The following is a 22,684-nucleotide window of genomic DNA, read 5'->3' on the forward strand; positions in this document are numbered from 1 at the left end:
TCTGCAATCTTCTGACGTGTTTATTTTGGTTTCTGTTGAGTATGTCTGTTCCCGATGTTTCCTAACTCTCTAGTAGCAAATATTACGTACTTTATTGATCGTTTCACAAGATGACGTGTGCTTTCACCACACTAAAATTTATGAATTAGGACAAGCGTCCTAACATCAACTTATAAAAGTAGGCTTTTAACCCTATCAATAATGTGGCTTTTCAACCACGCTTCGGCATTCAACCCTGCCTGTCCGTAGGCATTTTTTACTCGGGTTTATATTTGCTAGAAAACATCATCTCATTTTCTAAGCCTTATAACTATATCATGTTTACAAGAGCTTGTAAAGTACTTTTTTTACTTTTTTGAGTTTTTTGTTCGCGAAATATCTTTCAACAATAAAAAGAAATCGCTTTAAAACATCATAGACATAAGAAAAAAGGAACTTCAAACATTAATTTGCTTTATTAATTCTTAAAGTATGACTTGATATTGTAAATCAGTTCTTTTCATCAGATTTTATAAATATTTCCTGCTAGGAAGTACGAATCAACTGCTCCAATTCTACTTCTGAAAGCTGACCTTGATTGTAGAGTTTTCTAAGTAAGTCCTCATCTACGGTAATTGAATAGTAATACGTCACAAACTCATGAAATCGCTCAAAACTGTCAAAGAAATAGGATAATAACCATTCACCACCGTCCTGATCTTGGTAGGTATTTTGATGCTCTTGATCGTCATACCAGATAAAGAAGGTTGTTTCATCTTTTTGCTCTTCTGAGTATAGGTTTTGATACTTTTCATCCAGTCCTTTATAAAATCCGTCTATGATGTCTTGATTCCACTCATCCGCAGCAAATTGGCTCAAACTACTTTCATGATCAAAGCCCTTTATAAGGATCATTTTATCAGTCAAAATCACATCTAGAGAATCACCAGAACCGTTGTTGATAAGGTAACGGATCCCATAGCTTTCCTCAGTCTTAACGATCAATCGAAGCCAGGTCTTGTTTGGATCTGTTCGATACTCATCAATGACAAGCAAGGCATCTAAACGCGTCTTTGCATTTTCCCATTCAATTTTTCCCATCTCTTTAATCCTCCATCTTAAAGTTTAAAATTTATTATGCTTACAAATTCTATAACCCATTTCTATCTATCCCGTCCGACTACACGGTGGAATATTTCATCCACCAGACAAATCATCAGGTGTTCGATTTTCTAAATGTGCATTCATCACGCACCTGACTAACAGTTGGTAAAAGTAGTTAACAAATAGTCACTAAGACATTCCCCTTGAGAGTTAAGATTTTCTTATAAAAGTCCTTCATTTTTACAAAGTAGGTTCGAATGTCATCCTTGATTTCTTCCTCTTCATCAAGATAATCCCAAATATCGGGATACAAATCGGCCTTCTTGCATGATTCCATGCTAAAGTCAGCCAGAGCCCTATCCATGTCAAAATTCTCTAAAGCTTGAACAATCTCAGCTATCTTTGACTTTTCAGTATAGGCTATATATTCTGACACATTTTCTAAAGGGGTCACTCCCAAGACAGCTTCTCTCAAAGGATCGTCATCCATAAATTCTGAACTACTAAAGCCTGTCATAACAAAGAGTAAGGCATCCCACATTTTGTCAATATCTATCAACGTCTCATTTTCCTTAGTAGAATCCTCTACCAAGTCAAGCAAATCCTCTTCTTGACAAGAATACCGCTTTATTTGGCTTAATTCATTATCAGATAGATATTGATAATTAGCAATCATTCCCATAATGTTTCCTCCTATCAGTTCCTTAGGATAGTACTGATGTTACTAGTCCCCTTTCTTGAAAAAGGCAAGAAATCTACTGTTTTTGGACTCTCCTCCTTATTTCTCATTCTCATCTTCTGCTACTTCCCAGACTTCTGACTGATAGCCCTCGCCGTCAATATCATAGCGCTGCATATAGCCAATAAATCTTTCTTTTTTATTTTCCTTACGAGGCTTGAGAATGTTTACAGCCCAGAATCCGATAAGAATGACAACTAAAAGCGCTATTACTGTTTCCATCTCATCACCTTTGCCTACATTAATATCCTTCAATCCACTTTTCATTGTCCATAATGAAAGGCTTAGCTAGTCCATCACCTGTGTAATCCGCATATTTAGTGGATAGATACTTGTAACAATCTTCCTTGCTCGCAAACTTAATAGCTTGATAAGGCTCTTCAAAAGTCAGTTTCTCTACAAATAAGAAACCATCATCAGCTGGCACTAAAACACCAACGTGCCCGACAAAAAGAAACTCTCCATCCAAATTGTCATGCAATACAACAGACAACATTCGAGCTTTGTCATTGAATTGAAACTGGGAGAAGAATTTCTCCATATTCTGCGCGTGAACTTTTACATCCGTCGTTGCTTCCGTCGCTACCCTAGAAAATAGAATGTCAAACTCTTCCTTATCTTTCGCATCAAATAGCTTTCCCTTATCGATAGCGTCGTTATCCACAAAAAGCAGCTGATCATTCTTTTCGAGTTTTGGGATTGTGACCGAATTTTTCAAGAGCGCATAGCTATTAATACGGCAGTTGGTCCCGACAAAGTCACCCTTTTTTTGATTCCAGAGACTGCTGATTTTCTCTACATCGTATTCTGTCTTCGTAAAGGAGGCAAAATTTCCACTTAAGCCAGTAGAGCCGACAGTCGCATTATAGTCTGTGACAAGATTGAAAAATGCATCAACACTATTTGGGTCCAAGTGAGCTGATAAGAGAGATTTGACCTCTTCGGTACTAACCTGATTGTTCAGATTGGTATATGAAGCCGTCCAAGGAACTTTATCCGAACTGGTCTGTGTCTGGTTTGCAGCTTCAGTGCTCGTATTATTTTGGTGACAAGCAGCCAAACCAAGAAATAAGGGCAAACACAGTCCCAAGGCTACTACTTTTCTCGATCGTTTCATGAAATTTCCTTTCTAAAGCACAAGTCTCTATTTTTCTTTAAACACTCTTCACTAATCCCTCATCCGGTAATCCGTGACTTAGCTTTATTATACTACATAAGTCAAAAAAAGACTGCACGAATCACCTATTCATAACAGTCTTTTTGAGTACGATTTTTATCGGATTATAAAACCTTTAGGCAATATCACCAGTTGCTGCTCCAATACTTGGCAATGACTTGCTAGAGCTACAGCGTCACTGTCTTCTAAAAGATAGTTTTCAGTTGATTGGTTAAAAATAGCTTGGAGTTTTTGTCCATCATAATCCCATGCCAGAGATACCACATCTGGCTTGATCTCTTTCAGGCTATAGCTTCCATGTTGGATAATGCCTGAAGCATCCTTACGAAGCTGAATCAATTTCTTCATGAAATGAAGCATGTCATTACTGTCGGAAACACGTTCCCAAGGCATGACACGACGACAATCTGGGTCTGGCCCTCCACCTAACTCCAACTCAGTTCCATAGTAGAAACACGGTGTCCCTCTTTGTAAAAAGAGGAAAGCAAGAGCCGACTTAACAAGCTGGATATCTCCCTTGGCAGTAGCCAAAATACGCTCCGTATCGTGCGAATCCAGAAGATTAAACATCACTTCCGAAATCTGCTGTCTATAGTACATAGACTGGCTATTGATCTCATCGATAAATTGATGGGACTTCTTAACCCCACGCAAGAAATAATCCTTGATACTGTCAGAGAATGGATAATTCATGACTGCGTGGAATTCATCGCCATTTAGCCAAGGCTGAGAAGTGTGCCAGACTTCTCCAAGAATATAAAGGTCAGGCTTTTTAGCCAAGACAGCCTTACGGAAATCTCTCCAAAATTGATGGTCTACTTCATTGGCCACATCCAGGCGCCAAGCATCAATATCAAACTCTTCAATCCAGTAGGTCGCAACCTTTAACAAATAGTCCCTCACTTGAGGATTGGCCGTATTGAGCTTGGGCATATAGCTGGCAAAAGCAAAGGTATGATAAGGGAGTTTTCTTGGGTTTCCTAGCTTATCCTTGGTCACGGGGAATTCTTGAACATGGAACCAGTCTTTATATTCCGACTTTTCACCATGCTTGAGAACATCCTGCCATTGTGGAGACTGATCCCCGATATGGTTGAAAACGGCGTCCAGCATGATTTTCATCCCTCTCTGATGGGCCCCCTCCACCAGTTTACGAAAAGTATTCTTATCTCCAAAATGATGGTCAATTTTAAAATAATCCGTCGTATTATACTTGTGATTGCTCGGGGATTCAAAAATCGGACAGAGATAAAGACCTGTAATCCCCAAATCTTGCAAGTAATCCAGATGGTCAATAACACCTTGTAAATCACCTCCAAAGAAATCGCTCGTCTTTGGTTTGATAGAGGAATCCCAAGCTAGTGAACCTTCAGGTGAAATCTCAGGGTTCCCATTAGCAAAGCGTTCTGGGAAAATCTGATACCAAACTGTATCGGCCACCCAGTCAGGAATATGGCAAGCATCAATCCCATGAATATAAGGAATTTTAAATCCATTTCCTTCATAATGAAGATTTTCTAGCGTGTTTTCAACACATCCCTTATCACCATATAAAATACACTGACCTTGCTTATCTTTAAGTTCAAAGAGATACTGGAGTCGGGCATAGCCAACTGAAATCTCCACTTGCCAATAATCAAACAAAGCATCAGAAGTTACTTTACTCATTTCCTTACTATCTTCATAACGGTCCTCTATAAAGATAAAAGGATCTCCATAATGCAAGTTGATGGTTTCAATATCATCTTTCTTGGTTCGGAGGCGAATGTGCATTGTCTTGTCTTTATAAAGATAAGCATACTCCGACTCTGGTCTGTGGTAAATGGCTGTTAATTCCATTGTTCTGTCTCCTAGTTTACTTTTATTCACCTTGTTGCGCAAACGTTTTCATAATTGTGATTCTAGTATACTACTTTCTAATTTTATTTGCAAGGCTTGTTCGTAGTTTCGGACGGTTTGGTTCTAAAAATAAAAAAGTCTTATCTCTAAGACTTCTCATTATTAGACTTTTTCAAAAACTATTTAAATAGTTCATACTTAATTTTAAATTAGCTCTTTTAACCGTCCTTCTATTAGCTTGCCTCTCGAAATAATCATATTTTTTATATCTTCTTTTCCACTAATCTTATTAAATTTTTTGTTTGAATAATAATCGGTTTGAAAAGTCATCTCAATATATTCATCAAACGTCAAATCAAACTTAAATTCATTCCAACGATCTCTAATATGCTCTATCATCTTGTTCCAATCTTCTTGAAAAACTTTGTGACTAAATTGTAAACTTGGCTTTAATGGAACATTACCTGGAATAGGGGTAAAATTACCAATATAATGATATTTATATATAATATCACTATTATCTTTGGTCCTATAAGAAGGATTATATGCTGCCTTACCATTATTCATTACATCAAAGAGAAAACGAAAACTTTTCGTATCGCTTTGTACTGTTAAATGATACCTATTTATTAAATATGTGTACTCTTCGCCGAATTTCTTAGAAAGGTAACTGGAAACTATTTCTCCCCAAATTATCTGGCATAAAGGTGACTGTTCATAATCTCTAGCAGTCCATTCGTTATTGTCCTGAAAATTATAATCAACTAAATCATTTGCTTCAATATATTCAACAATTTCTTTAAGCCATAGCTCCTGATTTTTTTTCCAGAGCCATTCTGTTTTTTCTGTTAAAACTGACAAATCATTCCCTCCGATTTTATAAAAACACTAAATTAAGCACTATGTTATGAATAATACCTATTAATAAAATTTCTTGAAACGAATTAAATATTCTGAGATATCCATATTATTTAATTTTAAGGCGTTGTATAGAAAGACAGTTTTACAAATGTCTTTCCAGCCACTCAATCTTTTTAAAATCCTTATTGTTATTGTGGTTATTTCGATAGGAATCTTGGGAAGAAGCCTTGTAAATACTTAAATACTGTTCTAAACTTGGAACGCGAAAAGTGATGTTTTCGAGATGAATCAGCTCTATATCTGATTCCGAAACTCTTGCAAAATCAGGTAAAGAATCGATACTTCCGAATTCAACACTCAGACCATCTTTTTGGAATTCATGCTCATGAATATCTACCAAGGTATAGCCCAAGTGGTTCATCACTTTCATTATCTTGTCCCAGTCATAAATTCTGAGATGATCAGGTGCTTCCCAACCTCTAGGGTCACCAGCCACATGAATGTCAATGTCAGACGGCCCCCATTCTTCATTTGAACGGTATTCAAACCCCAAAGACCCCATGAGCGTCGGTGTGATTCCGACTTGGTTTAAATGAGAGCAAATTGTTCGAAATTCATCAAATAGAGAATTCATTCCTCCTCCAATCGTTGATATGAAACTTGATTTCATTGTAAAAAATAAACTATTTTTTTATCTTCTACTCTTTCGGTTTTGAAAACACTTCTACTCGCTGTGCTAGGACTTTAATTTCTACAGGTAGGTTATCCGATTTATCGCCGTCAACATCTGACTCCAATTCACTATCTGAAGAGATCTTAATATTACGCGCTCTGATATACTCAATATTATCATTTCCGACAACATCCCCTTTTAGTAAATCAGGAATGACGGATAATTTAGAGAATATAGAAGCATCTTTTAGAATCAAAATATTGGCATAGCCATCTTTGTCTTCTTCAAAGATTTTCTTATCAGCGAAGTAATTTGTCAAGAGAACCAAAACATGGCTAGCTTCACCAACATAATTTCCATTTTCTGTCTCAACCTTAATGTTAAAGACCTGATCCGTCATGACGGACTTCATGGTATTTACAGCATAGGCAAAGATACCAAATTTCGTCTTGTCCTCGATTTCAACATTGTGAATCGCCTCAGGCAGAGAACCGATACTAAAGATATAACCAAAATAGTTATCATTTGCTTTACCGATATCAATCTTATTGGTTAAGTTAAAATCGAGTTCATCTATCGCGCCATCAATGTCTTGATTGATTTCCAACAGTTTCGTAATGAGGTTACCCGTTCCACCAGGGATAATCCCTAACTTAGGAATGTAGTCTCTCTCAGCAATACCCGAAATGACTTCATTGACAGTCCCGTCTCCACCGAAAACAACCACTGCATCGTACTGCTTACGAGACGCTTCCTCAGCAAAGTGTGTTGCATCCAGCGCTTTTTCGGTAATTTTGGTTTCCACCTGCTCAAAATAATCTTTGGCTTTATTCTCCAGCTTGACCTTATAATCCAAAGCCTTTTCCCCACCAGAGGTAGGGTTAATAATTAACATTGCTTTTTTCATTGATAATACTCCTTTAATAGTTACAAAAATTCTAGTAACTAATTATATCACTTGAGTGATGTAAACGCCATCCAAATGCTCGAAAAATCGGATCCACTAACTAGAATAGAGACGTTAATCAGTCAAATAAAACGCTCAACTTTTTAAAAATTCTTTAGACTTCTGTACGATATAGAGCTGTTCATCTTCTTGAGCAAGTTTTCTAAACAACTCATTCGCCCTGGTCATATCACCTTTTATTTTAAAGTTCAAAGCTTGATAGTAAGTGATTTCCAATTGTTGATATTTAAATTCGTTTTCCAATTCTTCAAAATAATCATTGGATTGATGGGCAATTGTTAAATCGTATAGAGCAAGACTCACGCTTTTTGTTTTTTCAGCTAGAGTTGGATCTGATATGGACATTTTATTTAACATGAGTTCAAGCTCATCTCTGGTCAGGTCAGGATTTGCAAGAACTGTTGAGCGAATGAGGTAACTCTCTAAAAAATCTCTGTATTTCGGCTTCAGTTTTTGATCAGTCATTGCTTCAGAAGCCTCCTTAATGGCAGCATCGAAATCACCAATCAAATAGGAATACCCAACAGATGTTAGTTTTACATCCATTTGTATAATAGCTCTTTTTGCATCTTTGTTCAACTCAATGTATTGCTTCCAAGATGGTAAATCTAAGTCCATATACAGTAACTTAGTACCACTCCTTACATACCCTCTTCTGATTAGTGCAATGAAAAGAAATAAGAGTGCATTTATGAGTATAATACAAAGAAATTGAATAGTCCTATCGTTCACCATCCAAGCTACAAAAAGAATGAGAAGAACAGCCAAAACAATCGCAACTTTTCTATAAAAAGCATATTTTTTACGTAATTCTAAGTAATTCATTATTACTCCTTTTCTAACTCACAATGCTGCATTGTAAGAGCTGTCTTGAACTTTAAATGAGTCGCTCACCACCCAAATACTTTCTGAATTGATTTAATACCTGAATCAATACTATTTCCAATGTCATTTATTCTATATTTTCTCAATCTTTTCAACCTCAATTTGACCATGCTTGTATGGATGAGCGATTGGAAAACTTCCTAGAGTAAACATGAAAAAGAATAGCGATATGATTCCATTGATTACCAAAAAAGCCCCTTCTGTTCCATTATTCAAACCAAGAAAGAAAAGTAAACAAAGGGCAATTGCTCCAACCAAAGGATATACTCCTCCGTTACTTTTTTTAATAGTTGTAAAGGTCACTGTGTATTTATTGCTGTTTTGAGGAATCCATTTATCTGCTTTATTATGGGATAACTTTAATGAAATCAGAATTGCAAAATAAGAAATCAGCATAGAAATTGCAAAGAGTAATAACTTTAATAATATTTGCTCGCTAATATTATTGTGAATAAAAAATTTTTTCAGCGCATCATAGCTAACCTTGACGATTGCTTGAACGATAATGGCTCCAATTGTTGCACTTACAGGTCTGCTAGGTTTAATTTCGAATTGGTTATTATTCTTTTCAATCTCCACCATGTCCACTGTAATCGTATCTGTTTTTATTCCCCAATAGTAGCTCTTGGGGCTTATAGTACTCGTATCCATGACATACTTCTTCGATTCTTGATCTATCTGAACAATTTGAAAGCACATCATTCTTGAATTTTTAAATTTTAATTCCACATTTACCACCCAAACACTTTCTGAATTTCGTTATAAGTTATATTATAGCTTTTTCAGTTCTTTAAATTCTAGGTATTTCTTTTGATAAGCATAAGTTAATGGAATAACGCCAGATTCAATCCAAATAAATAGATAGACCAACAAACCATTCAACACTAGAATTGCAGCTTCTGTTCCATTATCTTGTCCCATATAAATAGAGAAAGCAATTGCATGTAGAATGAGAAATAGATAGGCATGGAATTGTCTTTTTTTCTTATTATTCTGAAAAACTATTTTAAACCTCTTCTTTTCCTGCGATAAACGACTTGAAATCTCCTTCCTCGATTTCATTAAAATACTTTGATAGACAATATAAGCTACCAAAATAGATATAGGAAATAAAGATACTTTTAAATATAGATTATGACTAATATCATAATGTCTAAAAATTGATGTTACTACTCTATACGAAAGAAGACCAAAACCAATAGATACCATACGCATTCCTGAAGGACCCATCTTAATTTTTTTATCAAAATTTTTATTCTGACTATCAAGTTCTATCAAATCAACTTCAAGAGTTTCAGGGGAAAGTCCCCAATAATAACTCTTTGGTGTCGTGGAGTTGGAATCAAGAACGTACTTTTTCTCTCCCATCTCTAACACATCAAAATAAGCAACATCCAATCCTCTAAAATTAATTTTCAAAATTACCACCCAAGCACTTTCTGAATTGATTTAATACCAGAATCAATACTATTTCAGACTTCCTTGATACCTGCATCAATTTTACTTCCAACTTTTTTGATAGCTGAATCAATGGTGCTTCCTATTTCCTTAATACTCTTATCCAGATTGTCCCCCATCTCATTTGTTATAGTTTTAATCCTCATAAAGTTACTATAAATTATAACTTCTCTATTCTATCAAAAATAATCTCTTGCTTTTCGTAACTTTCTCGGAGTGGTAACATACCTAAGATAACCGTAAAGAAACCCAAAAATATAATACTGTTAATGATAAGGATAGAGGCCTCTGTCCCATTATCAGTAAATATATAAAACCCCAAACATCCTATAACCATAACGAAAAGAATAGGCAGAAGTTTATACAGTTTTAACTGACGTTGTGGTCTTGCTAATTTGAAAACTATTTGATACTTCGTTTCTTTACTTGAAAGTTTTTGTTGAAGATTATGACGAACCACAAAAGCAATGAACCTGAAAGTAAGATAAGCCAGGGCAATAAAGAGGACAAATAAACCCAATTTAAAAGAAATATTATGGCTAATGTCATAACTCTTAAAAGCATTCGTAACAATCCCATAACAAGCTCCGCCTATTGCTACACCTATTCCAATACCAATTGATTTACTCATTGTTGGAGCCACACTCTCAAAACGTATATCTCTTTTATCTAACTTTAAGCATTTAGCTGTGATTTCACTGGGAAGATAACCCCAGAAATAAGTTTTAGGGCTAATGCTAGTCATATCCAAAAGATATTTTTCTCCTTTAAATTCTACAATTTTATGAAAAGTTTTATTTGTTTCTTTAAATTTTAATTCCATATTTACCACCCAAACACCTTTAAATACTTCTTTTCTAATTCAACACTACTTTCGATAATACTGGAGACATTTCAACTCGGCGATTACTCTTTTCAATTTCGTTCATGGAAACCTCATTCTTTTTCAAAAATAACACTACTAATTTGCACAATCTTTTGATTAGATTTTAGTTGAATAGTTACTCTATATATAGTTGAGCTAGAATGATTTACTAATACTATACATGTTGTTTCCTCTGGTAAATCATATTTGCTTTTTAGATGTTTATAGAGGTCAGAGTTATTTTCTGGCTGATATACAATCTCACGAAGCTCTGTTTCTGCACTCTTAAAGGTCTCCTTTACATCTAAAGAAGTAAAGAATTCTCTTTGTACCACTAAATTAAGAATTTCTTCATCATATAAAGGAGTTACCTCCGACCCATAATTTAACTTCCCATTAGAATATGTAACCGGAACAGTTTTGTTATCCTCGCCAATTGTTATTGTATAATCACCTTTAATATCAGCTTGAGTGATATCTAAATCTACTTCGTATTCTTTTACTTCATCTTGATTTTTTATATAAATTCTACTAGTGTATGCCTTTAATCCCGTAAAATCTTTCTTGTCTTGTTCTAAAAATTTAAACATAGGTTCAAACGTTTTTTCAAATTCGTACTGTTCTTTTGTTCTGTTTTTGGGAATGGTCTCACCACCCAAACTACACCCATTCAGTGAAAATAGTGATATCAGTATGATGATCAAGGCAGAAAGCCATAATAAATGCTTATATTTTTTCATTTATATCTCCAAAAATAAAAAGTCTAAAACTATTATAGCATGAACATACTGGAAATGGCTTTCTATAACCATTTAGATTCATTCATAAAATACATTTAAAGACAATTGACCTATTGATAGGAAAACTTGATAGTTTAAAAGCTTTGACCTTACTCTTGTGCAAAAAAGACATTCAAGAAAATCTTAAATGCCTGTATAAATAGTGTACCAAGGATATTGCTTGTTAAACTTCTCCTAACCAGGATCGACATCAAGAAATCTTACCGTATAGCCATTATCGGTATATAGAAACTCTATTTGCAATCTCATATCTACTAATTCAGAATTTGAAGTCAAATCATAATCAACAGCAAACCCAGTCTGGTCATCATAATCATAAATCTCCAATTGAGAATACTCGTAAGGCGGATTGAAATGACATTCCACACCATACTCATCAATCGTGTCAAAATCATTCAATTCCAATGTCTTTTCAACATAACCAAAGAATTCATTTAAATCATCAATCTCTGATTCGTCGACATAATTCATAATGTCTTCATATTTTTTCAGATGAATAGCGGTTAAGATATTTGAGACAACCTCTATAACTTTTTTCTTTTTATAGTTTTCATCTTTCTTTATATACTTATCAAGTAATCCCATATGCTCCACCTTTCTAATCAGCTACATAATCATTTTTTTGCTATGTAAAGCTCCCATCTCCTAATAACATCCTTTAATGGCTCATCTAGATAGGAATAGGCCTTTTCCTTGATCCAATCAGGAATACCGTATGCTGCCTCAGCTATACTTCCTGTAATTGCTGCCAGTGTATCACTATCGCCACCAAGTGAGATGGCGTTTCTTATCGCATCTTCGAAATCTGTACTTTCCAGAAATGCAATAATGGCCTGAGGAACCGTTTCCTGGCATGTTTCGTTGAAATGGTATCTAGGACGGATTTCATCTAAAGTTTGGGATAAATCATATCCGAATTCCTTCTCTATATAATCCTTGATCCGTCTTTTGCACTCTGTGGGATTATCCTTAATTGGTTGCTCATAATCCCCACAATAACCTCCAAAGAAATATCTACACATAAAGATAGCATCTGTTGTTGCCATAGCGCCTTTGATCCCTTCCGGATGATTATGGGTGACCTCTGCAGAAAGGCGTGCAAGATTTCTAGTTGATGGCGTCATACCAGTTCTCGCACAAAAACCGCAGTCCATGACCCAAGCACATGGAGAAACACGCATAGCAGATCCATTTCCAAAGCTATTATAAGGCTCACGATTGTCACTATTGATCCAACTACTAAACCGAGCACCGTAGCCCGCATCGGGATACAACTTGCCGTATTTCTTCATAGCATCAATAAAGTCATCCTGGTGACCACCATTCATAATAGCCTCAGCAACTGCGCAGGTCATGACAGTATCATCCGTAAAAAAACAATTCTCACGAAATAAAGGAAAATCCTTCGTTTTGATATTGTTCCATTCGTAAACTGAACCTACAATGTCTCCGATAATTGCTCCTAGCATAGATTCCTCCTTGTTAACTATTGGTTTAAACTGATATTTCTACTTCTCATACTCTTTTACTTTATCAGCATATTCGGTCAAAAGATTCTTTGAATAAATTTTTTCATTACTTGAATTTCTAACTTCTTTCCAAAGAATAGAAGCTACTTTTAGTTTATTCGAGTAATTGCGACTATTTTCGTCTGCACAAAAGTCTTTTAAAAATTGATTCCATTGACAAACCGAATGGTCATACTTTGCATAATCTGAATTTCCATAATAAACTTTTAGCATATCTTGGATTGTAAAACTCAAATCGTGTTCCCTTTTTACTTTTCTCCAAGCTGTAGCCATATCAGCAGTAAATTTAAAGGGCGAAACATCTGTTAAAGTTGAGAAATATTCTCTAAAGTATGCATTAAAGGAGAATCCGCACTCAAGTAAGGGCGTATATAAGGTAACGACTTCTACTTGTTTCTTTTTCCTTTTTATTGATGATTTTTTAATCAAAATACCCTTAAAGTACTGCTCAATAATATGATTGAGTTCTCGTTTTGTACCTCTATATTCAAGCCCCAATGACTTGCATATCTGTGAAAGTTCATCACGATACCAATAGTATTTATTAAACTCATCAAAGGATTTGATTGTATCAAACTCAGGTCTGCTCTCTATCAATATTTTACCTCCTTAAAACCAATCTAGTTTTCATCTTAAAATAATTTTTTTGAGGATTAGCTACGTTTCACTAACAAACTCACACACTCAGTGGTTCGGACTTACCGTATCATCCGTGAAAAAACAATCCTCACGAAATAAAGGAAAATCCTTCGTTTTGATATTGTTCCATTCGTAAACTGAATCTACAATGTCTCCAACTATTGCTCCTAGCATCCGTTTCCTCCTTATGGCATATCAGATTCGTTACACATTTCTAATGAGTCACTCTTTAAAAATGGCACCACCAAATCAATCCACTCATAAGGTAGGTAAGCTGATAAATAGCTGTGGTTATAGCCCTTTGCTTCATACAAAATTGTATTTGAATGTAGCTGATGAAATAATTTCGCTGATTCTTTCACACAGTTCAATTCTTTTTCACCATAGATATACAGAACCTGAGCCTTGCTAGCAGAAATCATATCCTTTGGCTTGTAATACCCCATATAGGTTTTGTAAATAGTCACTAATGTTTTGATAGGCATTCTTGGCAAATCCTCCAAATAATAAGCTTTTATTTCCTCTGGATAAGCCAGTTTAGGATAGAGTTTGTTCATCATGCTTAACTGAAGTTTGCAAGAGAATTTATTGAACATCAGTTTACCAAATAGAGACACTAGAAAGATGCTGATTTTAGCTAACCTTGGTTGAGGAATACAGAGGCTTCCGTCTATGATGGCCTTCTCAGCAATTTCACTATCTAAAGATAAAAGCTCCATGGCAATTTGACCACCAAGTGAAACACCACCGATTGCAAACAATTTCCCACCACAGTTTGCTTTGATATAGTCTAGAATCTCCAAAGCAGAATCTTCAGTAGAAACATAATCAAGTTGATATTCCTCTCCGTGGCCATTCAAAGTGGGTAGAATAATACGGTATTCTTCTGACAGGATTCGTGCTTGACGAAGATAATTCCACCAAGAACTGCCACCACCATGTATCAGTAAAATAGGAGGCAAATTCTTATTACCAAATTCATGGAATTTCATGTTTAAACTCCTTACTGTAGGACTTTCACTAGCTAATTTTCCTTGTTCAATCAGCTCTTAAAAGCAGTACCACACACTCGACATAAAACGAGTGAACACTATGTATGCCAAGTGAACATGTATGTGGGAACATGTCTATAAACCTTTTGACGATAGCATAAGGTTATCGTTAAAAGGTATTACCCCGACAAACTGTGATTTACTCATTTCATTAAATCAGCTATTTCTTTCTTCCCATACGCCTTTACATTCTGAATTACATTCTGTTTCCTCTTGATTGATTCAAACAATGATATATCTAGTACATTTGCGAATTCTTCAAACTGAACCTGCCCGATTCTTCTTATTTCTTTAAGTTTCTCAGCATCTCTTACCTTTCTCTCTGCCTCACTTTTGGGGTATCCTTGTCCAAATGGCTTCGAGAAAAGAGCTTCTATTGTTCTTTCAAGATTTTCAGTACCTGACCATGTATAATTTTCACCTAATGGTAATGATATCGCATTTCCATTATTAATCTGAGCAAATAAATAGGCATCATTCGGTGTAGGTGCATATCCGCAAATGACATCAGGCATACTATTACAAGCAAGCATCATTCCTTGTCCGGAAGAACAGCCCGTAACAACGAAATCAACTGTCCTACTTGCCAACAAGATACCTATAAGAATAGAAATTTCTATATACGAGTATTTTTCATTTTCTTCCATCGTACAGCCAAAATTTATAACCTCAGATTTCTTTGGAGCATACTTTAATACAGCATCATAGATTATTTGATTTTTGGTCGCTTGCGAACTTGCTTGAATAACTCCGATTCTCATTCTTCCCCCCTTCAACTTCTAATTTAATTATTTCTTTTTCTTTGGTTTGGGTGCCGGTAATTCATTATATATTGAATTGAACAAGCCTTTATTTTCTACACTTCATTTATTCACTGGTTGCAACTTTTGACATCAAAACTACCGCCTCCACATGTCTTGACGGTTACTACCTATACTGTGAAACGAAATCAAAGCTGCTGAATATCCGTATTAAACTATTAAACGTAACTAATGCGAGTATTTACGGCTTCGTTAATATACAGTATTGTTACATCTATGCCAAGTTTCCGATAGTTAGTTCTTCTTTCTTTATTTAAATCTTTACAAATCCAACTAGCGAGAAGGGTTGTTTATCTCAAAACTCATTGAACCTTTGGTTCCTCGATTAGTATAATAATTTCCTTCTAGTTGATTTGGATTATCAATATCAAGAATTACCGTCCCATAATGTATAGGACTTTGCAATTCAGCCCTTGGGCTATTTAAATATGTATAAATTAATTTTTGTGTTCCATTATCATTGATAATTGATGCTGTAATGCTATGGCTCGAACTTTCACCCGTTTTAAACTTAACTTTAATAGTCGTAAATGACTGTTCAATAGTAAGTTCACAATTTCTTTCATTCTGATCATAGTCCGTCTTGAAACTACCTACATAATTCGCAAATAAAATTGGAACATTATGAATCTTAGATAGTAATGGCCACCGCCATGCTGTTTTTTCAAAAATAGCCATAATAATTGCTGTAACTGATATAGCTTCACCAATATACCCAATGGCTGAATATACCAATGCCAAAATATCAGATTTAAGATTCACTGCAATCTCTTGGCCACTTATTAACAATCTTAATAACAAGCAAATTGCAAAAACCCATATTGTAATATTCAAAAATTTTTTCTGCTGTTCATTCATAAGTTTTATTTATAATCCAAAAATTCAATCATTCTAACTAAAAAAGTTTTTGTATCCTGTAAATTCCATTTCTGCTCTGAACGAAAAAGGTAATACATTCCACTTACTTCAACCCAATTTAAATTCACTTGAGACACTATGTAATATAACGCTTGCTGTAACAACCCTGTGTAGCTATTACTATTGAAAAACATCTGTTCAGGTATATTCCAGACCAAACATTCTATCAAATATGAAGAAATGCGTTCGTTTGTCAATCCTAGCTCCTGCATCTCGTTCTTAATATGCTTCATAATCCTAACTAAATATTTATATTTATAGTGAGTAGATTTATTCTTAGAGATACCATTTTGTATATGAACTTTAGGATAATTAATTACTTCATAATTTCCGTTTGAGGTAAAAAATTTGATGCCTTCAACAAATTTTTCAGATGACCTGCTACCAATATATCTATAATTTCGATATTGAAAACATGGGACTACATCTGCATTTACGTGATATGAGTTAGAATTAATATTGATACACTTATTGCCAATAGAAACTGATTCTGCACCAAATTTTGAAATTAACGCTTTAATCACTTCGTTTTTAAATACATTAGCATTGGTGCTGCTACTAGAGTAATTATAGTCTAGGTCCGATAACCCATCTACATACTCACAATAAAATAAAGATTTCACCATGATACAGATATCAATGTCGCTATTTTTCTTTACATTCGTATTATTTGCATAAGAACCTTGGGCAAAAATTTCATATTCATACTTTGAAGAGAGCCCACTCCTTTCTATTGCATCTTTAATCATTCCAATAGTATTTTCAACCCGTGTTTCTTCAGTGGCAGATAACGGCTTAATCCATGATTGTAATGCTTCTTCAGAATATCTCATTATAAAACAACTCCATTTTAGTTTTTTGGTTAATTCATAAAAAGTAACCGATATTAAAAAAATCCTACATATAATTATACCACTAAACAAGAAAAAAGGCTGCAAACATAGTGAACTATACTATGCCTACAGCCTTATAAATCAACTTCTGTTCCTTCCAAAAATCTAACGGTTATCTGTCCATCCTCCGAAATCAAAATACTATCTAGTACCTGACACATCTCAAAGGAATCATATTCCCAACACTCCTTATTTATCAATTCAGCCAGTAACACACTGTAATGCTTTTCTAATAACTGGTTTTCTTCCAAGATCTTATTCCACTTTCCATGCAACAAATCCATATTCTCACTCAGTAGTTTAACTGCCATCATTACAGCTTTCTCTAGTGTTCCCTCATCGATATGGTTATTCTGACAACCAATCTGTCCCTTTACCTTATAACGGTTGTTACACTGCCAAACTTTACGTTTGCCACGACTGGTCGTCCAGTTCTTACGTCCAAAAGCTGAACCGCATTCTGCACAGAACACCTTGGTAGTAAAAGGGTTGTCCTCATTTTGCATGATGTAGAAGAAATTGAAAAAGAAAATAGACTTCAGACAGCTATTGATGTTGTCAGAGAACAGTTTGGTTTTTTAGCCATACAAAAAGGAACCGTCCTAACTGAAGGTTCCAGAAATATTGAACGCAGTAAACTTATCGGTGGTCATTCCGCGGGTGGATTGGAGGGATTAAAATGAAACAAGAAAAAAATACAGTACAATTTTCAGAAATCCGTAGCAAAGGATGTAATGATATTGAAATGCTTGAAAGATTTTTACATGGAATCGTTGAAACAGCAACTTCAAAACTTCGTCAGAGAAAACTCAAAACAACTGAAATATCGATACGACTAGTACATGCTAAATCTGAAAACCGATTACCATTGGAATTTACATTTAGCATTAAGCCAACAAGCTCATCTGTGATAATCTATACTGAGGTAATCAATCGCTTTAAAGAATGTTACACAGGTGGGGGAATTCAAGGTTTTACGATTCAATTTGATAAAAATACCCTTGCCTCTGCATAGAAAGGATTTGATATGATTGACCGTTCATATTTACCATTTCAATCAGCAAGAGAGTACCAGGATACAAAGATGCAAAAATGGATGGGCTTTTTCCTATCTGAACATGCATCAGCACTCTCTGATGATACAAACAAAGTAACGTACATGTCTGACTTATCACTAGAGAAGAAATTATTACTCCTCAGTCAAGTATACGCCGGGCAGCTACGCACACGCATTCAAGTGATTGAAAAAAACAAGCGTGTTTCCTACACTGGAACAATACCAAGTCTGACCAAAGATTTCATTTTGATAAAAACTACAACAGGTCACATCAATTTGAAATTAAAAGACATTATTAGTATTGAACTTGTCGAGGAGGTGCTCTATGAATCAGCTTGAGTTTCAGCGTAATCACCTACAAATGGACTATTATAGCGAGAGCTACCAAGATTTTGAACGTGACTTCTACCGCTACTCTAACATGAATATTCCATTGACCTTCCTAACTGATGATATCCTAAAAACAATGGCGACTTCACGTAAGAATTACTTTGTCCTCAATAAGGAAAAGTCCAGAGATAACCGCGATCACTTCTTCATATTTGAAGTAAGTACCGTAGATGAGAATCCGCTAATCTATCATTATACATATAAGAAAACTACAATATATTTAGCAGAAAAATAGGAGCAGTTCAATTGACTGTTCCTATTTTTAATATTCATAAAATCTAAAGTCTTTATACTCTTTAACAATGGAGTCGCCAACCAGAACAGACTATACTGACCAGCGACTACCTTAAATTTAATGTTTCAGATTTATTTTCTTATCTCTAATTTCATAAACTACATCTGCTACATTTTCGAGTAATCGTTTATCGTGGGTGATAAACACGATAGTTCCGGTGTACTCCTTCATTAGTATTTCCAAAGCCTCTAAACTTGGTATGTCAAGGAAGTTACTGGGTTCATCCATTATTAGGATGTTATATCTACCCATGAGCATTTTAGCAAGCAACAATTTTATAATTTCTCCACCGCTTAAAACAGATAAACTTTTTCCAATATCGTTCTGTTTGAACCCCATAGATGCTAGCACTGAACGAATTTCTGATATATTGTAGTCACAATCCTTCTGCATAAACTCCATAACATTCTGATTACTGTTGTACTTGTAACCATTCTGTGCAAAGTAACCTATTTTTGCCTTAGGCGAAATAGAAATTCCTTCTTCATGGTTTAAGATCATTTGGATTAAAGTTGTTTTTCCGATTCCATTACCACCAGTTAACGCCACTTTTGCTCCTAACGGAATTTGAAAAGATGCATTTTCAAACAGAGCCTTATCCCCAAATACTTTATTAATTTCTGCACCGACTATAGGGTATGGATTATGGAGCTCCAATGCTTTACTTTGCCTGAAACGAATTCTGCGAATGCCTTCCGGAGCTTCTACTTTTCCTAAGGCCGCAATCCTGTGCTCTAGGGTTTTAGCAGCATTATACATCTTTTTTTCCTTACTTCCTATTGATTTTTGATGAGCTAAACGCCCTCCGTCTTCAGTACTTTTTTTCTTTGAAGAACCTTTTGCCTTCTGTTCTATTTTACGAGCCTGTTTTCGCTTTTCCTCCGCAGCCCTTTCCAATCGGGCACGTTCCGCAATAAATTGTTCGTATTCTGCAGCTTGGCTCTTACGTTCTTCCTCTTTCTGACGAAGATAATCAGAATAGTTTCCCCAATACTCAGTGATTTTGCCATCTTTCAGTTCCCATATTTTATCTACTATTTCATCAAGAAAATAGCGGTCATGGCTAATAACTAACAGTGCACCTGTAAAATATTTTAGCTGTCCTATTAGAAAATCAATTCCTTCACGGTCTAAATGGCTCGTAGGTTCATCCGCTAAAATACCATGAACCTGTGCCGATAAGGCCTGTGCTATTTTAAGCCTTGTTTCTTCACCACCGCTCATAGTCTGTATATTTAATTGCTCAACACCTAGCTTGCCTACAAGTGCAAAATCTTTTTCCTCCTGCAGAGTTACTTCGTCCAACTGGGGAATATAGGCAAGTTCACCCAGACGATTCATTTTACATCCTGGGGGAGTTAATTCTCCTAAAAGTACCCTGAGTAAAGTGCTTTTTCCAGCACCATTTGCTCCTACTAAACCAATACGGTCATAATCATATACTTCTAATTCATTTATATCTAAAACATCGCGTCCTTTGAATTCCACACGAATGTCTTTTGCTTTTAATATTAATTCCATAACATTTCCTCCTGTCTATAATCGCATGCTTTCATTTGCTTGTATGCAGGGAAAACCCTGCGATTTTAGCAGGAAGAGTTACATGAAAATAAGATACATAAATATTCCTCCAATATTGTTTATTTTAAATCTAATTTTCTAACCTCAGTTATCATTTGGCAAACTATAGCAATGCCAATAATTAAAATACCTGATAGTAAAAACCAATGATTTACACCGATTTTATCAGCAAAGAATCCAGAAAGAATTAACCCAATTGGCATAGCAAGTGACATGATACTTCCGATCAAAGAAAATACACGTCCTAAATATTCAGGCTTAATTTTCTCCTGAAAAAGAGCTGTTTGCACACCGCTATAAAATGGCACCGAAAGCCCCATTATTGCACAGCAAACTACGAATATTACAAATCCATTTGGAGGAAGTATTCCCGAAACGGCTAAACTGGTCCCCATTATAAAAAATGAACTTGTTATTAGTAATACATGCTTTTCGAAGCCCCCTAATCTTCCTAATAATAAGCCTCCTGCTAGCATCCCAAATGCAAAGGAAATTTCCGTAATAGAAATATGCACAGGCGTTCCATTAAAGTGTTCCATGCTTATTAAAGGAAATAGTGCATTGATTGGCATATAAACAAAAGTATATAGTGTTCCTAAGAGTAATAAGGCAAACAATCCTTTGTTTTGTCTCAGAACCACAACTCCTTCTTTCATCTCCCTTATGAAATTTGGTTCTAAACTTTGCACTTGATTACCCAGCTTAGGTATACGTACAATTGCTACCGTAATAGATGCAATCACAGCACCCAATACGTCGATGGCAATAATAGCATTTAAATCCCAAACGGAGTATAAGAGTGCTGCAACTGCCGGACTAACAATATAGCTTATAGACTGCAAAGACTGACTATAGCCTGCGCATTTCGTTAGCTGTTCTTCTGGTACTAAAAGTGGTGTAACCGCATTGAGTGCTGGGGTATGAAAAGCTGTTCCAATGCTACGGATAAACAATACTATCATAATCATCCAGACAGGTAGCTCCATACAGAATGCAACAATAGCAAGCACTGCACCAGCTGCTGCGATAATTAAATCGGCACCAATCATTATCTTCTTCCTATCATGACGATCCACTAGCACACCAATGGCAGGTCCCAAAATCGCATAGGGTAAAAAACCTACTAATGAAGCCATAGACAAGACCATCGCAGATCCTGTTTTTTCTGTAAGGTAAAAAATAATCGCCATTTGCAGGATGGCACTAGTGATTAATGATACTGCTTGCCCTGCCCATATTGCATAAAATTTTCGTTTCCAATTGTTGTATTTTTCCATTTATATTATCTCCTGCATATTATTTTGCTTGAATTTCTATTTTGAATAGCATTCTAGGCAATAAAAAATGCAGGCCAAACCCCACAATGTGGCTTTTGGTCTGCATACATACAATTTGGAAACATTCATATTAAAGACATAGTTAAATAAAGGTATAGTTAAATAACCAATATCCTCACCGTAACTAATGAATGCTCAATATCGTATAAATAAGCACAACAAAAAAGCCTATCATCGGGTATAGATTCTGCTTTTTTTATTGCCAGCTTATCTTAAACGCATTGAGGCTGTCATAGTTTCGGTTCCTCCTACATCTTTGTTTATATCAATTTATAGTATAACACAACAAGATGATATGTTCAATATAAAAGTTATGGAATGAGACTCATACTTCCAATTCGATGCCAGATTTAAAGGATATGACGAAGTTTTCTTCATAGACTGTAACGCTCTGGATTATCTTCCTTAGTAGCAAGCGATTAGCTTTCACAAAATCTTCTGTTTGTAGTTTTAAAAATTCATCAGGATTTTCTAACTCAACCTCAAAATATTTCATTTTACATTCCCTCATTTCATTTATTGATAAATTGAGTTTGCAAAAAAGAGTGGACAATTTTTGTCTACTCTTAACCTTTAAAATAGTTTTTTTTAATCGATTTGAAGTTGCCTAAATTATTACTTATTCGGTAAAATGAAGTATTGCTTTCAACAGATTTCCTTCAACTACACTTCACTTGATTCAAACAAGGTGGGTACATTTCTATTCCCACAAACTCCTTGTCAATGGAAACAAACACGTACCCACAGGGTAAATGGAAATAGAAACTGATAATTTCTAGCTATCACTTCTACTCATTCCAAAAATTTTCTCACTCTGATACTTAC

At 35.2% G+C, this 22,684-nt stretch carries 28 protein-coding genes and 3 pseudogenes; 4 read left to right on the forward strand and 27 right to left on the reverse strand.

Annotation, left to right across the window (positions count from 1 at the left end):
- Nucleotides 1-525 precede the first annotated feature (525 nt).
- The 24 genes and pseudogenes from Q4443_RS01835 to Q4443_RS01950 form a co-directional block, all read right to left on the reverse strand.
- Nucleotides 526-1,080, reverse strand: a complete 555-nt coding sequence (locus Q4443_RS01835) for a hypothetical protein (protein WP_049518680.1) — start codon at nucleotides 1,078-1,080, stop codon at nucleotides 526-528.
- A gap of 178 nt (nucleotides 1,081-1,258) precedes the next feature.
- On the reverse strand, nucleotides 1,259-1,765 hold the full coding sequence (locus Q4443_RS01840) for a YfbM family protein (RefSeq protein ID WP_303407861.1): 507 nt from the start codon (nucleotides 1,763-1,765) through the stop codon (nucleotides 1,259-1,261).
- A 96-nt stretch (nucleotides 1,766-1,861) separates the two neighbouring features.
- Complete coding sequence (locus Q4443_RS01845; protein WP_084849862.1) at nucleotides 1,862-2,044, reverse strand: hypothetical protein; 183 nt, start codon at nucleotides 2,042-2,044, stop codon at nucleotides 1,862-1,864.
- Between the two features lie 19 nt (nucleotides 2,045-2,063).
- Nucleotides 2,064-2,939 carry a DUF4300 family protein gene (locus Q4443_RS01850; protein ID WP_303407862.1) on the reverse strand — a complete coding sequence of 292 codons (876 nt, stop codon included), beginning with the start codon at nucleotides 2,937-2,939 and terminating at the stop codon, nucleotides 2,064-2,066.
- Between the two features lie 156 nt (nucleotides 2,940-3,095).
- Nucleotides 3,096-4,838 (reverse strand): glycoside hydrolase family 13 protein, encoded by a 1,743-nt coding sequence (locus tag Q4443_RS01855; protein ID WP_303407863.1) that lies wholly within the window; start codon nucleotides 4,836-4,838, stop codon nucleotides 3,096-3,098.
- A gap of 204 nt (nucleotides 4,839-5,042) precedes the next feature.
- Nucleotides 5,043-5,699 (reverse strand): hypothetical protein, encoded by a 657-nt coding sequence (locus Q4443_RS01860; RefSeq protein ID WP_049518670.1) that lies wholly within the window; start codon nucleotides 5,697-5,699, stop codon nucleotides 5,043-5,045.
- A 142-nt stretch (nucleotides 5,700-5,841) separates the two neighbouring features.
- Nucleotides 5,842-6,333, reverse strand: a complete 492-nt coding sequence (locus Q4443_RS01865) for a phosphoribosylanthranilate isomerase (protein ID WP_049518668.1) — start codon at nucleotides 6,331-6,333, stop codon at nucleotides 5,842-5,844.
- A 64-nt stretch (nucleotides 6,334-6,397) separates the two neighbouring features.
- Nucleotides 6,398-7,279 carry a diacylglycerol kinase family protein gene (locus Q4443_RS01870; RefSeq protein ID WP_049518666.1) on the reverse strand — a complete coding sequence of 294 codons (882 nt, stop codon included), beginning with the start codon at nucleotides 7,277-7,279 and terminating at the stop codon, nucleotides 6,398-6,400.
- A gap of 135 nt (nucleotides 7,280-7,414) precedes the next feature.
- Nucleotides 7,415-8,164: a hypothetical protein gene (locus tag Q4443_RS01875; RefSeq protein WP_303407865.1), complete on the reverse strand. Its 750-nt coding sequence runs from the start codon at nucleotides 8,162-8,164 to the stop codon at nucleotides 7,415-7,417.
- 132 nt (nucleotides 8,165-8,296) lie between these two features.
- Nucleotides 8,297-8,953 carry a hypothetical protein gene (locus tag Q4443_RS01880; RefSeq protein ID WP_303407867.1) on the reverse strand — a complete coding sequence of 219 codons (657 nt, stop codon included), beginning with the start codon at nucleotides 8,951-8,953 and terminating at the stop codon, nucleotides 8,297-8,299.
- A gap of 42 nt (nucleotides 8,954-8,995) precedes the next feature.
- Nucleotides 8,996-9,652 (reverse strand): DUF443 family protein, encoded by a 657-nt coding sequence (locus tag Q4443_RS01885; protein WP_303407868.1) that lies wholly within the window; start codon nucleotides 9,650-9,652, stop codon nucleotides 8,996-8,998.
- Nucleotides 9,653-9,696: 44 nt separating this feature from the next.
- Nucleotides 9,697-9,828 carry a hypothetical protein gene (locus Q4443_RS01890; RefSeq protein ID WP_303407869.1) on the reverse strand — a complete coding sequence of 44 codons (132 nt, stop codon included), beginning with the start codon at nucleotides 9,826-9,828 and terminating at the stop codon, nucleotides 9,697-9,699.
- A gap of 14 nt (nucleotides 9,829-9,842) precedes the next feature.
- Nucleotides 9,843-10,505: a DUF443 family protein gene (locus tag Q4443_RS01895; protein ID WP_000420676.1), complete on the reverse strand. Its 663-nt coding sequence runs from the start codon at nucleotides 10,503-10,505 to the stop codon at nucleotides 9,843-9,845.
- A gap of 113 nt (nucleotides 10,506-10,618) precedes the next feature.
- Entirely contained in the window at nucleotides 10,619-11,287 is a 669-nt protein-coding gene (locus Q4443_RS01900) for a hypothetical protein (RefSeq protein ID WP_000760101.1), read from the reverse strand.
- Nucleotides 11,288-11,521: 234 nt separating this feature from the next.
- Nucleotides 11,522-11,932: a hypothetical protein gene (locus tag Q4443_RS01905; protein WP_000523681.1), complete on the reverse strand. Its 411-nt coding sequence runs from the start codon at nucleotides 11,930-11,932 to the stop codon at nucleotides 11,522-11,524.
- 29 nt (nucleotides 11,933-11,961) lie between these two features.
- Nucleotides 11,962-12,816: an ADP-ribosylglycohydrolase family protein gene (locus tag Q4443_RS01910; protein ID WP_000900003.1), complete on the reverse strand. Its 855-nt coding sequence runs from the start codon at nucleotides 12,814-12,816 to the stop codon at nucleotides 11,962-11,964.
- A gap of 39 nt (nucleotides 12,817-12,855) precedes the next feature.
- Nucleotides 12,856-13,473: an SAP domain-containing protein gene (locus Q4443_RS01915; protein WP_000573126.1), complete on the reverse strand. Its 618-nt coding sequence runs from the start codon at nucleotides 13,471-13,473 to the stop codon at nucleotides 12,856-12,858.
- A gap of 87 nt (nucleotides 13,474-13,560) precedes the next feature.
- Nucleotides 13,561-13,689, reverse strand: a complete 129-nt coding sequence (locus Q4443_RS01920; protein WP_000900064.1) for a hypothetical protein — start codon at nucleotides 13,687-13,689, stop codon at nucleotides 13,561-13,563.
- Between the two features lie 11 nt (nucleotides 13,690-13,700).
- Nucleotides 13,701-14,507, reverse strand: a complete 807-nt coding sequence (locus Q4443_RS01925; RefSeq protein ID WP_303407870.1) for an alpha/beta fold hydrolase — start codon at nucleotides 14,505-14,507, stop codon at nucleotides 13,701-13,703.
- A gap of 203 nt (nucleotides 14,508-14,710) precedes the next feature.
- A complete protein-coding gene (locus Q4443_RS01930; RefSeq protein WP_049502575.1) occupies nucleotides 14,711-15,328 on the reverse strand; it encodes an RpiB/LacA/LacB family sugar-phosphate isomerase in 618 nt (205 codons plus the stop codon).
- Between the two features lie 27 nt (nucleotides 15,329-15,355).
- A pseudogene (locus tag Q4443_RS01935) lies at nucleotides 15,356-15,427 on the reverse strand (competence protein TfoX); the annotation flags it as partial.
- Between the two features lie 234 nt (nucleotides 15,428-15,661).
- Entirely contained in the window at nucleotides 15,662-16,246 is a 585-nt protein-coding gene (locus Q4443_RS01940; RefSeq protein ID WP_001005371.1) for a hypothetical protein, read from the reverse strand.
- A gap of 5 nt (nucleotides 16,247-16,251) precedes the next feature.
- Nucleotides 16,252-17,139, reverse strand: a complete 888-nt coding sequence (locus Q4443_RS01945; protein WP_001270697.1) for a nucleotidyltransferase — start codon at nucleotides 17,137-17,139, stop codon at nucleotides 16,252-16,254.
- 134 nt (nucleotides 17,140-17,273) lie between these two features.
- Nucleotides 17,274-17,711 (reverse strand): annotated as a pseudogene (locus tag Q4443_RS01950) (zinc ribbon domain-containing protein); the annotation flags it as partial.
- Between Q4443_RS01950 and Q4443_RS01955 the strand changes: the two are divergent.
- From Q4443_RS01955 to Q4443_RS01970, 4 genes and pseudogenes are all read left to right on the forward strand, one after another.
- A pseudogene (locus Q4443_RS01955) lies at nucleotides 17,706-17,882 on the forward strand (DNA polymerase); the annotation flags it as partial. The pseudogenes Q4443_RS01950 and Q4443_RS01955 overlap by 6 nt on opposite strands.
- Nucleotides 17,879-18,214, forward strand: coding sequence for a hypothetical protein (locus Q4443_RS01960; RefSeq protein WP_000806926.1), 336 nt, complete (start codon nucleotides 17,879-17,881; stop codon nucleotides 18,212-18,214). The pseudogene Q4443_RS01955 and the gene Q4443_RS01960, both read left to right, overlap by 4 nt.
- Nucleotides 18,215-18,226: 12 nt before the next feature.
- Entirely contained in the window at nucleotides 18,227-18,595 is a 369-nt protein-coding gene (locus Q4443_RS01965; protein WP_000567222.1) for a hypothetical protein, read from the forward strand.
- On the forward strand, nucleotides 18,582-18,881 hold the full coding sequence (locus Q4443_RS01970) for a DUF5960 family protein (protein ID WP_001072467.1): 300 nt from the start codon (nucleotides 18,582-18,584) through the stop codon (nucleotides 18,879-18,881). The genes Q4443_RS01965 and Q4443_RS01970 overlap by 14 nt, the downstream gene beginning before the upstream one ends.
- Nucleotides 18,882-18,998: 117 nt before the next feature.
- On the opposite strand, the gene msr(D) is transcribed toward Q4443_RS01970, so the two are convergent.
- The 3 genes from msr(D) to Q4443_RS01985 all read right to left on the reverse strand — a co-directional run bounded on the left by msr(D) (nucleotide 18,999) and on the right by Q4443_RS01985 (nucleotide 22,355).
- A complete protein-coding gene (gene msr(D) / locus Q4443_RS01975) occupies nucleotides 18,999-20,462 on the reverse strand; it encodes an ABC-F type ribosomal protection protein Msr(D) (protein ID WP_000420313.1) in 1,464 nt (487 codons plus the stop codon).
- Between the two features lie 119 nt (nucleotides 20,463-20,581).
- The gene (gene mef(A) / locus Q4443_RS01980; protein ID WP_000417519.1) at nucleotides 20,582-21,799 is read right to left on the reverse strand and encodes a macrolide efflux MFS transporter Mef(A); all 1,218 of its coding nucleotides are present in this window, start codon (nucleotides 21,797-21,799) and stop codon (nucleotides 20,582-20,584) included.
- Between the two features lie 385 nt (nucleotides 21,800-22,184).
- Nucleotides 22,185-22,355 (reverse strand): hypothetical protein, encoded by a 171-nt coding sequence (locus tag Q4443_RS01985; RefSeq protein ID WP_000873143.1) that lies wholly within the window; start codon nucleotides 22,353-22,355, stop codon nucleotides 22,185-22,187.
- Between the last annotated feature and the right edge of the window lie 329 nt (nucleotides 22,356-22,684).

Origin of the sequence: Streptococcus sp. GP0011 (assembly GCF_030546305.1) — a bacterium.
Lineage (GTDB): Bacteria > Bacillota > Bacilli > Lactobacillales > Streptococcaceae > Streptococcus.

What these genes read in the sequence shown, in the direction of transcription:
- Q4443_RS01855 (WP_303407863.1), bottom strand. Translation starts at nt 4,838, where the DNA reads ATGGAATTAACAGCCATTTACCACAGACCAGAGTCGGAGTATGCTTAT.
- Q4443_RS01910 (WP_000900003.1), bottom strand. Translation starts at nt 12,816, where the DNA reads ATGCTAGGAGCAATTATCGGAGACATTGTAGGTTCAGTTTACGAATGG.
- Q4443_RS01840 (WP_303407861.1), bottom strand. Translation starts at nt 1,765, where the DNA reads ATGGGAATGATTGCTAATTATCAATATCTATCTGATAATGAATTAAGC.
- Q4443_RS01985 (WP_000873143.1), bottom strand. Translation starts at nt 22,355, where the DNA reads ATGAAATATTTTGAGGTTGAGTTAGAAAATCCTGATGAATTTTTAAAA.
- Q4443_RS01875 (WP_303407865.1), bottom strand. Translation starts at nt 8,164, where the DNA reads ATGAATTACTTAGAATTACGTAAAAAATATGCTTTTTATAGAAAAGTT.
- Q4443_RS01925 (WP_303407870.1), bottom strand. Translation starts at nt 14,507, where the DNA reads ATGAAATTCCATGAATTTGGTAATAAGAATTTGCCTCCTATTTTACTG.
- Q4443_RS01870 (WP_049518666.1), bottom strand. Translation starts at nt 7,279, where the DNA reads ATGAAAAAAGCAATGTTAATTATTAACCCTACCTCTGGTGGGGAAAAG.
- Q4443_RS01965 (WP_000567222.1), top strand. Translation starts at nt 18,227, where the DNA reads ATGATTGACCGTTCATATTTACCATTTCAATCAGCAAGAGAGTACCAG.
- Q4443_RS01890 (WP_303407869.1), bottom strand. Translation starts at nt 9,828, where the DNA reads ATGAGGATTAAAACTATAACAAATGAGATGGGGGACAATCTGGATAAG.
- Q4443_RS01930 (WP_049502575.1), bottom strand. Translation starts at nt 15,328, where the DNA reads ATGAGAATCGGAGTTATTCAAGCAAGTTCGCAAGCGACCAAAAATCAA.
- Q4443_RS01940 (WP_001005371.1), bottom strand. Translation starts at nt 16,246, where the DNA reads ATGAATGAACAGCAGAAAAAATTTTTGAATATTACAATATGGGTTTTT.
- Q4443_RS01845 (WP_084849862.1), bottom strand. Translation starts at nt 2,044, where the DNA reads ATGGAAACAGTAATAGCGCTTTTAGTTGTCATTCTTATCGGATTCTGG.
- Q4443_RS01970 (WP_001072467.1), top strand. Translation starts at nt 18,582, where the DNA reads ATGAATCAGCTTGAGTTTCAGCGTAATCACCTACAAATGGACTATTAT.
- Q4443_RS01900 (WP_000760101.1), bottom strand. Translation starts at nt 11,287, where the DNA reads ATGAAAAAATATAAGCATTTATTATGGCTTTCTGCCTTGATCATCATA.
- Q4443_RS01920 (WP_000900064.1), bottom strand. Translation starts at nt 13,689, where the DNA reads ATGCTAGGAGCAATAGTTGGAGACATTGTAGATTCAGTTTACGAATGG.
- Q4443_RS01835 (WP_049518680.1), bottom strand. Translation starts at nt 1,080, where the DNA reads ATGGGAAAAATTGAATGGGAAAATGCAAAGACGCGTTTAGATGCCTTG.
- Q4443_RS01895 (WP_000420676.1), bottom strand. Translation starts at nt 10,505, where the DNA reads ATGGAATTAAAATTTAAAGAAACAAATAAAACTTTTCATAAAATTGTA.
- Q4443_RS01905 (WP_000523681.1), bottom strand. Translation starts at nt 11,932, where the DNA reads ATGGGATTACTTGATAAGTATATAAAGAAAGATGAAAACTATAAAAAG.
- Q4443_RS01865 (WP_049518668.1), bottom strand. Translation starts at nt 6,333, where the DNA reads ATGAATTCTCTATTTGATGAATTTCGAACAATTTGCTCTCATTTAAAC.
- Q4443_RS01945 (WP_001270697.1), bottom strand. Translation starts at nt 17,139, where the DNA reads ATGAGATATTCTGAAGAAGCATTACAATCATGGATTAAGCCGTTATCT.
- Q4443_RS01960 (WP_000806926.1), top strand. Translation starts at nt 17,879, where the DNA reads ATGAAACAAGAAAAAAATACAGTACAATTTTCAGAAATCCGTAGCAAA.
- Q4443_RS01850 (WP_303407862.1), bottom strand. Translation starts at nt 2,939, where the DNA reads ATGAAACGATCGAGAAAAGTAGTAGCCTTGGGACTGTGTTTGCCCTTA.